Here is an 11,812-nt window from a genome sequence, read left to right as displayed (position 1 = left end):
CGGCCGAAAGACACGGCCTACGCCCTCGGGGCGGCGAAGGAGTGGACGTCGACGGTGCGGCCGGAGGGCCAGTGCTGGGCGGTGGCGCCGAGGAGGGTCCAGCCCTGGTGACGGTAGAGGGCGACGGCGGCGGTGTCGGTGGGCAGCACGTCGAGGACGGGGTGGAGGCCGAGTGCCCGGGCGTGGGCCACGGCGTGGGTGAGGAGTCGTGCGCCCAGGTGGTGGCCGCGGGCCGTGGGGGCGACGTAGAAGCGGGCGATCACGGCGGTCAACTCCGGGCGCCCGCCCGTGCGGTGGCTCCACAGGGCCGGGGCGGCGTCGCCCGGGCAGCTGCGGCTCAGGCCGATGTGGCCGACGATCCGGCCGTCCGCCTCGGCGACCCAGGCGGCCAGTAGGCCGTCCGGGGTGAGCCAGGATGCGGGGTGGTCGGGCCAGTCGGCGGGGTAGCGGTCGGCGGCGTGGACGTCGCCGAGCACCCGGACGCAGTCGGCGAGGTCCCCGGGGCGGCGCCTGCGTACGGACGCCACCTCCTCGGACCGCCGAAGGTCGGACGCGACGACGTTGGCGCGTTCTTCAAGGTCAGCCATGCCGGTACGTTACCGGCCGAGCCACCGCGGCGCAGCGGTTCGGCCGGACATTCCGTCAACTACTCGCACGAGACTGACACTTGTGCCACTTCGGGCGATCACACCCGAAAGTGCCGGGATCAGTCCTCCTCGTGCGCCAGGTGGTCCACGCAGGCCGCGACGGCCAGCAGCAGCCCGGTGTCCGCGCCGTCGGCGATCTCCACCCCGTACGTGTCACGGATGCGGAACCACTTGCGGGAGATCCGCGCCAGCTCGTCGCCGTGGTGGTTCTCGATCCGGTAGTCCTTGTCGATCAGGTTGCCGTGGATCTTCAGCTCGCCGCCGTGGGCCAGCTCCACCAGGTACTTGTCACGGAACGGCGTGAACAGCTTCTCCCGGACGGTCGCCACGACGTCGCCGTTCGCGTCCTCGATCTTCATCGCGTCGCGGACGGTGAGCATCTTCTCCTTCACCACCGCGACCACGTTCCCGTGCGCGTCCTTCAGCTCGAAGGTGTGCCGCAGCCTCAGCACCTTGCCGTCGACCAGGTACGACTTGTGCCCGTGGTCGTCCTCGATCCAGTAGTCGTCGCCGACCGCGAACAGCTTCTCCCTGACCAGGTACCGCACCGTGGGTCTCCTCCGTGTAGGTCCGTGCAGGCGTCGGGTCCCATTCGACCCGATGCCCCCACTCCCGGGGAAGCACCACCGCCGCTACGGTTCGATACCTCCATGACCTCCATGCCCTCCGTGCCCCCCATGCGACCCGACCTCACCGCCACCCTGCACAGCGCCCGCCTCGACCTACCCCCGATCGGCCCCGAGCACGCCGACGCGATGGCCGCCGCCCTCGACGACCCGGCCCTGCACGCCTTCACCGGCGGCGCCCCCGCCACCGCCGACGAGCTGCGCGCCCGCTACGCCCGGCTCGCCTCCGGCTCCCCCGACCCGGCCGAAGCCTGGGGCAACTGGGCCCTGCGGCTGCGCGGGTCCGGCGAACTCGTCGGCTACGTCCAGGCCACCCTCCGACCCGGGGCCGCCGAACTCGCCTGGGTGGTCGGCACCGCCTGGCAGGGCCGGGGCCTGGCCACCGAGGCCGCCCGTACCCTCCTCGCCCACCTCACCGCCGGAGGCGTCACCACCGCCGTCGCCCACATCCACCCCGACCACCACGCCTCCGCCGCCGTCGCCCGCACCCTGGGCCTGCACCCGACCCCGCACACCGTGGACGGCGAAACCCGCTGGCAGGCCACCTTCTGACCGAGACTGACCACCCAGCACCGGGGTGCGACTGGAAATGCCCGACGGCGGTCGGCGATAATGTCGGCCGCTGCGCGCCCACACGGTTTCCGTACGATCCGGGCGCTGTCTACCTGGACCGCCCGGAGAGAGCCCACTCATGCGCACCATGACCCATGCCGAGTTCCTCGCCCTACGGCGGTTCGACGCGCTGGACGGCCTCCGGGCCCTGGCGGCCGTCATGGTCGTCTTCTTCCACTACGCGAGGCCCTGGGCCGACGGGCTGTCGGGCTGGATCGGCGTACACATCTTTTTCGTGGTCTCGGGCTTCCTGATCACCACCCTGATGCTGCGCGAGCGGGACCGCACCGGGCGAATATCCCTGCGCGCGTTCTACCTCCGCCGGATCTTCCGGATCTGGCCGCTCTACTACCTGGCGCTCTTCGTCTCCGCCGTGGCCGCCTACCAGAGCGGCGCCTGGGACGCGCTGACGAAGCACCTGCCCCACTTCCTGCTGTTCATGAACGAGTACCACCTGCAGGGCAACGAACCGTTCCTGCACTCGTGGACCATCGGCATCGAGTGGAAGTTCTACATGGTCTGGCCGATCGTCCTGATCGGTGTCAGCGCGATCTCCACCAAGCTGCGCATCCCGCTGGGCATCGCCGCCATCGCCCTCGTGCTGGTCCCCTACTCGGACGCCTGGCCCGGCATCCACTACTCGGTCCTGCTGATCGGCGCCCTGCTGGCGCTGGTGCTGCACTCCCCGCGCGGCTACGCCCTGATGCGGCCGCTCACCCACCCGGTGGCCGGGGTCGCGGCGGCGATCGCCTTCGTCTTCCTGCACATGCACATCCCCGGCCTCACGGTGCGCCTGGGCGACCAGGAGCACGCGATCTTCGTCTACGCGCTCGCCCTGGCCCTGGTCATGCCCTCCCTGCTGGCCCCCGGGCCGGGCCGCTGGCTGCTCTCGCTGCGGCCGCTGGTCTACATCGGCGAGCGCTCCTACGGCCTGTACCTGTTCCAGGCCATCGCCGCCGGGCTGGCCGCCGTACTGACCCCCTGGGCGAGCGCGGGCAACCTGCGCCACGGGACGGCCGTCGTCCTGGTCAGCCTGCTCGTGGCCGACTACCTGTACAAGCGCCTCGAGCAGCCCATGATCAACCTCGGCCGCACCGTGATCAAGCGGTACGTCCCCAAGCGCCCCGCCCCCGTCCCGGCCCCCGCGAGCGAGCCGTCCACCTCCTCCGGGGCCGTCCCCGAGCCGGTCGGCCGCTGAGGCGGCTCCGGCCGCCGGAATGCGCAATCCGGGCATGGGGTTGGATTGGGGCATGACCTCTCGTGCACGTGTACGCGCCCCCGAACTCGTCGGCGCAGGCGGCTGGCTGAACACCGGCGGCAAGGAACTGACCCTCGCCGACTTCCGGGGCAAGATCACCGTCCTGGACTTCTGGACCTTCTGCTGCATCAACTGCCTGCACGTCCTGGACGAGCTGCGCGAGCTGGAGGAGAAGCACCGCGACACCGTGGTGATCGTCGGGGTGCACTCGCCGAAGTTCGTCCACGAGGCCGACCACCAGGCCGTGGTGGACGCCGTCGCGCGCTACGAGGTGCACCACCCCGTGCTGGACGACCCGGCGCTGGCCACCTGGAAGCAGTACGCCGTCCGGGCCTGGCCGACGCTGGTGGTGATCGACCCCGAGGGCTACGTGGTGGCCCAGCACGCCGGTGAGGGTCACGCCCACGCGATCGAGCGGCTGGTGGAGGAGCTGGAGGCGGAGCACGCCGCGAAGGGCACGCTGCGCCGGGGCGACGGCCCGTACGTGCCGCCGGAGCCGACCGCCGGCGACCTCAAGTTCCCCGGCAAGGCGGTGCGCCTGCCGAGCGGGAACTTCCTGGTCGCGGACTCGGGCCACCACAGCCTGGTGGAGCTGGCCGAGGACGGCGAGACGGTGGTGCGCCGCATCGGCGACGGGCAGCGCGGGCTGGTCGACGGCACCGACCCCCGGTTCAGCGAGCCGCAGGGCCTGGCGCTGCTGCCGCAGGGCCACCCGTACGACGTGGTGGTGGCGGACACCGTCAACCACGCCCTGCGCGGCGTCCGCCTGGCCGACGGCAGCGTGACCACCCTGGCCGGCACCGGCCGCCAGTGGTGGCAGGGCTCCGCCACCGAGGGCCCGGCCCTGGGGGTGGACCTCTCCTCCCCCTGGGACGTCGCCTGGTTCGACGGCGAGGTCTGGATCGCCATGGCGGGCGTGCACCAGCTGTGGGCCTACGACCCGGCCACCGGGACGGTCCGCGTCGCGGCCGGCACCACCAACGAGGGCCTGGTGGACGGGCCCGTGGGCGAAGCCTGGTTCGCCCAGCCGTCGGGCCTGGCGGTCTCGGCGGACGGCGAGCGGCTCTGGGTCGCGGACTCCGAGACCTCGGCGCTGCGGTTCGTCGCACGCGAGACGAAGGCCGTCCACACCGCCGTCGGCACGGGCCTGTTCGACTTCGGCCACCGCGACGGCGCCGCCGAGCAGGCGCTGTTCCAGCACCCGCTGGGCGTCACCGTCCTACCGGACGGCTCGGTGGCCGTCGCCGACACCTACAACCACGCGCTGCGCCGCTTCGACCCCGCCTCCGGCGAGGTCAGCACCCTGGCCACCGACCTGCGCGAGCCCTCCGGCGCCGTCCTGGTGGACGGGGACCTCGTGGTGGTCGAGTCGGCCCGGCACCGGCTGACCAGGCTGCGGCTGCCCGAGGAGGCCGTCCGCGTCGAGTCGGTGGCGCACCGCACCCAGCGTGCGGCCACCGAGGTCGCGCCGGGTGCCTTCCGACTGGACGTGGTCTTCGAGGCGCCCAGCGGCCAGAAGCTGGACGAGCGCTACGGCCCGTCCACCCGCCTGCTGGTCAGCTCCACCCCGCCCGAGCTGCTGGTCTCCGGCGCGGGCGCGGACTCCGCGCTCTCCCGCGAGCTGGTGCTCTCCGGGGAGGTCGCCGAGGGCGTGCTGCACGTCTCCGCGATGGCCGCCTCCTGCGACGACGACCCGGAGATCGAGTACCCGGCCTGCCACGTGCACCAGCAGGACTGGGGCGTGCCGGTGAAGCTCGTCGCCGACGGCGCCCGGCGGCTGCCGCTGGTCCTCGCCGGTATGGAATAGCCGAGGTGGAGTAGCCGGGACGGAACAGCCGGTCCGGAGCAGGACAACGGAGGAGGGGCCCGGTGGCAGCTGCCGCCGGGCCCCTTCCGCGTCACCTCAGCCCTCCAGGAACGCCTTGATCGCGCTCGCCAGCAGGTACGGGTCCTCCGCCCCGCACAGCTCCCGCGCCGAGTGCATGGACAGCGCCGCGATGCCGCAGTCCACCGTCCTGATGCCCAGGCGGGCCGCCGTGATCGGGCCGATCGTCGTCCCGCAGGCCACGGCGTTGTTGGAGACGAAGGACTGCCACGGCACGCCCGCCTTCTCGCAGGCCGCCGCGAACACCGCCCGGCCGACGCCGTCCGTGGCGTAGCGGTTGTTGACGTTGACCTTGAGGATCGGCCCGCCGTTGGGCACCGGGTGGTGGCCCGGCTCGTGCCGCTCGACGTAGTTGGGGTGCACGGCGTGGCCCATGTCCGAGGAGAGGCAGACCGTGCCGGCCAGCGCCCGGGCGCGGTCCTCGGCGTTCCCGCCGCGCGCGTGGATCGTCCGGTCGAGGACGTTGCCGAGCAGCGGGCTCTGCGCGCCGGTGTCGGACTCGCTGCCGGTCTCCTCGTGGTCGAAGGCGGCGAGCACCGGGACGTACGGCAGGTCGGCGGCGTCGGGCCCGGAGGCGACGGCGGCGAGCGCGGCGGTGGCGGCGTGGACGGACAGCAGGTTGTCCAGGCGCGGGGCGGCCAGCAGTTCGCGGTCACGGCCGAGGTAGGAGGCGGGCTGCACGTCGTGCGTCATGAGGTCCCAGCCGGCCACGTCCTCGGCGGCCAGACCGGCCCGCTCGGCGACGTAGGAGATCAGCGAGCCCTCGTCGACCGGGCCGAGGCCCCAGATCGGGGTGAGGTGGCGCTGGCGGTCCAGCTTCATCCCGTCGTTGACCGAGCGGTCCAGGTGGATGGCGAGCTGCGGCACGCGCAGCAGCGGCTCGTCCAGCTGGACGAGCCGCGCCGTACCGTCCTTCAGGACGAGTCTTCCGGAGAGGCCGAGGTCGCGGTCGAGCCAGGTGTTCAGCGGGACGCCGCCGTAGATCTCCACGGCGACCTGCCGCCAGCCGGCCGAGCCGGTGTCCGGCACCGGCTTGACGCGCAGGTTGGGCGAGTCGGTGTGGGTGCCGACCACGCGGAACGGCGTCTCCGGCCCCACGCCCTCCGGGAGGTACCAGGCCATCAGCGCGCCCCCGCGGATCAGGTAGCGCCCCCCGGGGGCGTCGTCCCAGGCGTCCGTCTCGGCGACCTGCCGGAAGCCAGCCTTCTCCAGCCGCTCGGCGGCGCTCGCGACCGCGTGGTACGGGGACGGGGAGGTCCCGAGGAACGCGATCAGGTCGTCACTGTGCGTGCGGTCGAAGAAAGCCTGGTGGGCGGCGGTCGACATGCTGCTCCTGGGTCGAGGGGAGCCGGGGCCGGTTGGGAAGTCGGCATGGCACCTTGAGCATATGCCCGTACACGGACAGGACATTCGGAACATCCCAGAGGATGCAGAACACGGACACAATGCCGACCACGTCGGAACACCCCCTCTTCGTTCATCACCCTGAGTGACCGATTCCGCGGCCCGGCGCCGAAGGCACCGCGGCGTAGCTGAAAACACCGAAGGGCCCGGTGGCAGCCGGGCCCTTCGGTGTGAGGGTTTCGTCAGGCAGTCCAGAAAGGGGAGGGCTTAGAAAGCCTCCTCCGCCAGGTCCATGATCTCGTTGTCGATGCCCTCGGCGATCACCCGCTGGGGGGCGACGGTCGGGAGGATGTTCTTGGCGAAGAAGCGGGCCGCCGCGACCTTGCCCTGGTAGAACGGCACGTCCTTCTCCGAGGCGCCGGCCTCCAGCTTGGCCAGGGCCACCGCGGCCTGGCGCAGCAGCAGCCAGCCGATGACGACGTCGCCGGAGACCATCAGCAGGCGGGTGGTGTTGAGGCCCACCTTGTACATGTTCTTGACGTCCTGCTCGACCGAGGTCAGGTCCGCCAGCAGCTTGCCGACGATGGCCTCCAGGTCGCCCGCGGCCTTGGCCAGCAGGTCGCGCTCGGCGGCCAGGGCGTCGCCGCCCTCGGCGGAGCCCAGGAACTTCTGGATCTGCTCGGACAGGGCGGTCAGCGCCTGGCCGCCGTCCTTGACGATCTTGCGGAAGAAGAAGTCCTGGCCCTGGATCGCCGTGGTGCCCTCGTAGAGGGTGTCGATCTTGGCGTCGCGGATGTACTGCTCGATCGGGTACTCCTGCAGGTACCCGGAGCCGCCGAAGGTCTGCAGCGACTGGGCGAGCTGCTCGTACGACTTCTCGGAGCCGTAGCCCTTGACGATCGGCAGGAGCAGGTCGTTGAGGCGCTCGGCGGCCTCGTCGCGCTCGCCGCGCAGCTTGGCGATCATCATGTCGTCCTGGGTGGACGCGGTGAACAGGACCAGCGCGCGCATGCCCTCGGCGTAAGCCTTCTGCGTCAGCAGCGAGCGGCGCACGTCGGGGTGGTGGGTGATGGTGACGCGCGGGGCGGTCTTGTCCAGGAACTGCGAGATGTCGGCGCCCTGCACGCGCTCCTTGGCGTACTCCAGCGCGTTCAGGTAGCCGGTGGAGAGGGTGGCGATGGCCTTCGTGCCGACCATCATGCGGGCGAACTCGATGATCTTGAACATCTGGCGGATGCCGTCGACCTTGTCGCCGAGCAGCCAGCCCTTGGCCGGGTGCTTGGCGCCGAAGGTCATCTCGCAGGTGTTGGACGCCTTGAGGCCCATCTTGTGCTCGACGTTGGTGGCGTAGACGCCGTTGCGCTCGCCGAGCTCGCCGGTCTCCCAGTCGAAGTCGAACTTGGGGACGATGAACAGGCCCAGGCCCTTGGTGCCCGGCTTACCGCCCTCGGGGCGGGCCAGCACCATGTGGATGATGTTCTCGGACATGTCGTGCTCGCCCGAGGTGATGAAGCGCTTCACACCCTCGATGTGCCAGGAGCCGTCCTCCTGCTGGATCGCCTTGGTGCGGCCGGCGCCCACGTCGGAGCCCGCGTCGGGCTCGGTGAGGACCATGGTGGAGCCCCACAGGCGGTCGGTCATCCGCTTGGCGACCTCGAGCTGCGCCTCGGTGCCCTCCTCGGCGATGACGCCGGCGAAGGCCGGGCCGGAGGAGTACATCCAGATGGCGGGGTTGGAGCCCAGGATCTGCTCGGCGAAGGCCCAGATCAGGGAGCTCGGGGTGACCTGGCCGCCGATGGACTCCGGGATGCCCAGGCGCCACCACTCGGCGTCCATGTAGGTCTGGTAGCTCTTCTTGAACGAGGCCGGGATCGGGGCGGTGTTGGTCTCCGGGTCGAAGACCGGCGGGTTGCGGTCGGTGTCGGCGAAGGACGCGGCGAGGTCGTTCTCGGAAAGGCGCGCGATCTCGCTCAGGATCTCCTTCGCGGTCTCGACGTCCATGTCCGCGAACGGTCCGGTGCCGTAGACCTGCTCGCGGCCGAACACCTCGAAGAGGTTGAACTCCACGTCCCGCAGGTTGGACTTGTAGTGACCCATGGCCGTTTTCTCCGGTTCGTCGCTTCCGGGAGACCGCCGCGTTCGGGCGTCCCGTACCCACCAGTAGGCATCATGATGCTACCCGGCGGTAACTTGGGCAAGCCCCTGACGGCAAATCCGATATGAACGTGGTCACGTCCCACAAGGCGGGACGACCACTCCTTGTCAGGATCGACGCCCGCACAGGCGGGTGCGCTCCCGCTAGCCTGTCCGTGTGTACGGATATGACCAGAACGCATACCCGGGCGACCCCTACCAGCAGCAGGCGGGTCCGCAGCCGGGCATGGGCGGCATGCCCGGACCGGACGCCTACGGCGCACAGGGACAGGCCCCCCAGCAGTCCCTCTACCCCGAGCCCTCGCCGCCCTCACTCGCGGACGCGGTCCGGGCCTTCACGACGGGCTCGATGGCGGTCGAGGACTTCCAGGCGATCTTCATCACCTCCAAGGTCCACTGCCCGCGCGGCGAGCGCCCCGGCTTCCTGGCGCTGCACAACACCCCCACGCCGGTGATCCCGATGTTCAGCTCGCTCAAGGAGCTGCGCCGCTACGCCGGCAAGGAGTCCAAGCACTTCACCGTCACGGGCGCCGAGGTCCTGGACCTGCTGCCGACCGGCTACGGCTTCGCCCTGGACATGGAGGGCGAGCACCGGATGGTGTTCGACGCCAAGGCGGTGGAACAGATGGTCGACTTCACCATGCGCCGGATGTACGGCTGACCCATCCTGGGGAGGAGCCCATGGCTCCCTCGTCACTATTTGGTTCAACTTTCAACTTGCTTGTTGTTGAGTATTGAACTAACCTCGTGGACGAAGGCCGAGAGGACCCCCCGAAGGAGGCCGACATGCCCGCCGTGACCGTCGAGAACCCGCTGACCCTGCCGCGCGTGACCACCCCGGACGCCGCCGCTTCGACCGCCCGCCCGGCGCTGACGGTGGCCACCGCCCCCGAGGGCTTCGAGGGCGAGGGATTCCCCGTCCGCCGCGCCTTCGCCAAGATCAACACCAAGTACCTCGACCCGTTCATCATGATGGACCAGATGGGCGAGGTGGACTACGAGGCCGGTGAGCCGAAGGGGACCCCCTGGCACCCGCACCGCGGCTTCGAGACGGTCACCTACATCATCGACGGAACGTTCATCCACCAGGACTCGCACGGCGGCGGCGGCACCATCACCGACGGCGACACCCAGTGGATGACCGCCGGCTCGGGCCTGCTGCACATCGAGACCCCGCCGGAGTCGCTGGTGATGTCCGGCGGCCTCTTCCACGGCCTCCAGCTGTGGGTGAACCTGCCCGCCTCGGACAAGATGATCGCCCCGAAGTACCAGGACATCCGCGGCGGCAGCGTCAAGCTGCTCAGCTCCGAGGACGGCGGCGCGCTCATCCGCGTCATCGCGGGCGAGATCGACGGCCACCAGGGCCCGGGCACCACCCACACCCCGATCGTCATGGCCCACGTGTCCGTGAACCCCGGCGCCTCCGTCACCCTGCCCTGGCGCCGGGACTTCAACGCCCTCGCCTACGGCCTGGCCGGCAGCGGCTCGGCGGGCGAGGAGCGCCGCCCCTTCCACATGGGCCAGGCCGTGGTCTTCGGCGACGGGGACTCCCTCACCATCCGCGCCGACGACAAGCAGGACTCGCGCAGTTCCACCTTCGAGGTCGTCCTCCTCGGTGGCCTGCCGATCCGCGAACCCGTCGCCTGGTACGGCCCGTTCGTGATGAACAGCCACCACGAACTCCAGCAGGCCATGGACGACTTCCAGGCCGGCCGCCTCGGCACCATACCGGCGAACGCGCACCTGCCGAGCTGACGCCGGGCCCACCCCGGAGCGGGGAGCACCTCGCCGGAAGAACGGCGGAAGCCGGGAAAACGGCGGGGCGCTCCCCGCTATTTCCGATGAGATATTACTGATGCGTCATCATTTATCGACGCTCCGGAAATTACCCCGCGACAGCGATCTTGAATGTCCACCCAGTGGAATACGATCGACTGGCGAGAACAGGGGGGCCTGGGACGAGGCCCTCTGCTTTGTTATACCTCGGGGGCGTTATGGAGCACGGCGTTTTGACGCATCTGGCGGTGTCGCCGGATGAGGAACGGATCTACCGGGCGGTTCTCTGCGCCCCGGGCCTCGGGCTGGAGGCCCTCGCCCTGAGCTGCGCGCTGGACCCGGACGCCCTGCGGCCGGTCGTCGACCGGCTGCAGGAGCGGGGAATGATCAAGCTCGACCGGCAGCAGCGGCTCAGCGCCACCGATGCGGCGGTGGTGGTCGAGCGGCTCGTGGAGCAGCGGCTGGCCGAGCTCCAGGACGAGCTGCGGGAGGTGATCTCCTCCCGCCACGTGGCGAACGTGCTGCTCAAGGACCAGCAGGACGGCGTGCGCAACGCGGTGCCCGCGGGTGTGGAGCGGATCGAGGGGCTCGACGACGTCCGCGCGCGCATCGACGAGTTGACCTTCTTCACCCACCACGAGCTGCTCTCCGTCCAGGCGAAGGGCGTGCTGTCCCCGGCGGCGATCGAGGCGACCCGGGAGGTGGACCTGCGCTGCCTGCGACGCGGCGTCGAGATGCGCACGGTCGTCCACGCCAACGCCCTGGACGACCGACTCACTGCGGACTACCTGCGGGAACTCACCTCCCAGGGGGTGCGGATACGCGCCGCGGACGGTCCGCTGGAACGCATGCTGATCTTCGACCGGCGGACGGCCCTCGTCCCGATCGACCCGCAGGACAGCTCGAAGGGCGCGCTGGTGGTGCACCAGGCCGGCATGCTGTCGAGCCTGCTCGCGCTGTTCGAACGGTTCTGGGAGGGCGCGACCAGCCTGGACGAGGAGCGGCTGAGCGAGATCGAGCAGCGGGTGCTGCGGATCATGGTGAAGGTCGACAAGGACGAGGTCGGCGCACGGGAGCTGAACATCTCCGTGCGTACCTACCGCGGCCACGTCGCGGAACTGATGCGCCGCCTGGGCGCCACCAGTCGGGTCCAGGGCGCGCTCGCCGCCCGGGAACGTGGGTGGATCTGAGCCGGGGGGGCTCCGGCGCAGGGTTCAAGGGCGGGGATCAAGGACGGGGATCAGGAGACCTCCGCCAGGTACCACCCGCTCAGCCCGGCTTCCGCGAAGGCACGGTCGATCGCCTGCGTGTCCGCCGTCGGCGGCTCCCCGTCCGGTGTCTCGATCTCGAGGGTGAACCCGCCGCCCGCCATCACCGGTGTGCACCGCCACTGGGCGGGCAGCAGCGCGACCAGGCGGATAGAAGCCGTCTCGGGGGGCGAGAACGCTGCGTCCGACGCCTGGTCGGCGAGGACACGAATTGTCAGGGTCGCCATGACCGCTTGCTCCTA

11 protein-coding genes are annotated in these 11,812 nt (G+C 70.7%); 6 read left to right on the top strand and 5 right to left on the bottom strand.

All coding sequences use genetic code 11. From position 1 onward, the window contains the following. Window positions 1–17: 17 nt before the first annotated feature. Both IH61_RS0121680 and IH61_RS0121675 read right to left on the bottom strand, forming a co-directional pair. Window positions 18–587, bottom strand: coding sequence for a GNAT family N-acetyltransferase (locus tag IH61_RS0121680; protein WP_078911292.1), 570 nt, complete (start codon window positions 585–587; stop codon window positions 18–20). A gap of 119 nt (window positions 588–706) precedes the next feature. Continuing rightward, window positions 707–1,195, bottom strand: coding sequence for an LURP-one-related/scramblase family protein (locus IH61_RS0121675; RefSeq protein WP_031072277.1), 489 nt, complete (start codon window positions 1,193–1,195; stop codon window positions 707–709). Between the two features lie 102 nt (window positions 1,196–1,297). Between IH61_RS0121675 and IH61_RS0121670 the strand changes: the two genes are divergently transcribed. The 3 genes from IH61_RS0121670 (at window position 1,298) to IH61_RS0121660 (ending at window position 4,950) form a co-directional block, all read left to right on the top strand. Further along, window positions 1,298–1,825, top strand: coding sequence for a GNAT family N-acetyltransferase (locus IH61_RS0121670; RefSeq protein WP_031072275.1), 528 nt, complete (start codon window positions 1,298–1,300; stop codon window positions 1,823–1,825). 139 nt (window positions 1,826–1,964) lie between these two features. Then, on the top strand, window positions 1,965–3,083 hold the full coding sequence (locus IH61_RS0121665) for an acyltransferase family protein (RefSeq protein WP_031072273.1): 1,119 nt from the start codon (window positions 1,965–1,967) through the stop codon (window positions 3,081–3,083). 52 nt (window positions 3,084–3,135) lie between these two features. Further along, window positions 3,136–4,950: an NHL domain-containing thioredoxin family protein gene (locus IH61_RS0121660; RefSeq protein WP_031072271.1), complete on the top strand. Its 1,815-nt coding sequence runs from the start codon at window positions 3,136–3,138 to the stop codon at window positions 4,948–4,950. A 96-nt stretch (window positions 4,951–5,046) separates the two neighbouring features. Here the strand turns inward: IH61_RS0121660 and IH61_RS0121655 are convergent, their stop codons facing one another. Both IH61_RS0121655 and IH61_RS0121650 read right to left on the bottom strand, forming a co-directional pair. Next, a complete protein-coding gene (locus IH61_RS0121655; RefSeq protein ID WP_031072269.1) occupies window positions 5,047–6,354 on the bottom strand; it encodes a M18 family aminopeptidase in 1,308 nt (435 codons plus the stop codon). Between the two features lie 285 nt (window positions 6,355–6,639). Beyond that, a complete protein-coding gene (locus IH61_RS0121650; RefSeq protein WP_031072268.1) occupies window positions 6,640–8,469 on the bottom strand; it encodes an acyl-CoA dehydrogenase in 1,830 nt (609 codons plus the stop codon). 214 nt (window positions 8,470–8,683) lie between these two features. On the opposite strand from IH61_RS0121650, the gene IH61_RS0121645 reads away from it, so the two are divergent. The 3 genes from IH61_RS0121645 to IH61_RS0121635 all read left to right on the top strand — a co-directional run bounded on the left by IH61_RS0121645 (window position 8,684) and on the right by IH61_RS0121635 (window position 11,492). Continuing rightward, window positions 8,684–9,187 carry an SseB family protein gene (locus IH61_RS0121645; protein WP_031072267.1) on the top strand — a complete coding sequence of 168 codons (504 nt, stop codon included), beginning with the start codon at window positions 8,684–8,686 and terminating at the stop codon, window positions 9,185–9,187. A gap of 125 nt (window positions 9,188–9,312) precedes the next feature. Next, on the top strand, window positions 9,313–10,281 hold the full coding sequence (locus tag IH61_RS0121640) for a pirin family protein (protein ID WP_031072266.1): 969 nt from the start codon (window positions 9,313–9,315) through the stop codon (window positions 10,279–10,281). Between the two features lie 254 nt (window positions 10,282–10,535). Next, window positions 10,536–11,492, top strand: coding sequence for a LuxR C-terminal-related transcriptional regulator (locus IH61_RS0121635; protein ID WP_158845154.1), 957 nt, complete (start codon window positions 10,536–10,538; stop codon window positions 11,490–11,492). 50 nt (window positions 11,493–11,542) lie between these two features. On the opposite strand, the gene IH61_RS0121630 is transcribed toward IH61_RS0121635, so the two are convergent. After that, window positions 11,543–11,797 carry a hypothetical protein gene (locus tag IH61_RS0121630; RefSeq protein WP_031072264.1) on the bottom strand — a complete coding sequence of 85 codons (255 nt, stop codon included), beginning with the start codon at window positions 11,795–11,797 and terminating at the stop codon, window positions 11,543–11,545. Window positions 11,798–11,812 lie beyond the last annotated feature (15 nt).

The sequence above is a fragment of the Streptomyces sp. NRRL WC-3742 genome (assembly GCF_000720635.1).
In the GTDB taxonomy this organism is placed as follows: Bacteria; Actinomycetota; Actinomycetes; order Streptomycetales; family Streptomycetaceae; genus Kitasatospora.
The sequence above is the reverse complement of the archived record's forward strand: the minus strand, read 5'-3'. Positions and strand labels throughout refer to the sequence as shown.

What these genes read in the sequence shown, in the direction of transcription:
- IH61_RS0121680 (WP_078911292.1), bottom strand. Translation starts at nt 587, where the DNA reads ATGGCTGACCTTGAAGAACGCGCCAACGTCGTCGCGTCCGACCTTCGG.
- IH61_RS0121670 (WP_031072275.1), top strand. Translation starts at nt 1,298, where the DNA reads ATGACCTCCATGCCCTCCGTGCCCCCCATGCGACCCGACCTCACCGCC.
- IH61_RS0121665 (WP_031072273.1), top strand. Translation starts at nt 1,965, where the DNA reads ATGCGCACCATGACCCATGCCGAGTTCCTCGCCCTACGGCGGTTCGAC.
- IH61_RS0121660 (WP_031072271.1), top strand. Translation starts at nt 3,136, where the DNA reads ATGACCTCTCGTGCACGTGTACGCGCCCCCGAACTCGTCGGCGCAGGC.
- IH61_RS0121655 (WP_031072269.1), bottom strand. Translation starts at nt 6,354, where the DNA reads ATGTCGACCGCCGCCCACCAGGCTTTCTTCGACCGCACGCACAGTGAC.
- IH61_RS0121650 (WP_031072268.1), bottom strand. Translation starts at nt 8,469, where the DNA reads ATGGGTCACTACAAGTCCAACCTGCGGGACGTGGAGTTCAACCTCTTC.
- IH61_RS0121640 (WP_031072266.1), top strand. Translation starts at nt 9,313, where the DNA reads ATGCCCGCCGTGACCGTCGAGAACCCGCTGACCCTGCCGCGCGTGACC.
- IH61_RS0121630 (WP_031072264.1), bottom strand. Translation starts at nt 11,797, where the DNA reads ATGGCGACCCTGACAATTCGTGTCCTCGCCGACCAGGCGTCGGACGCA.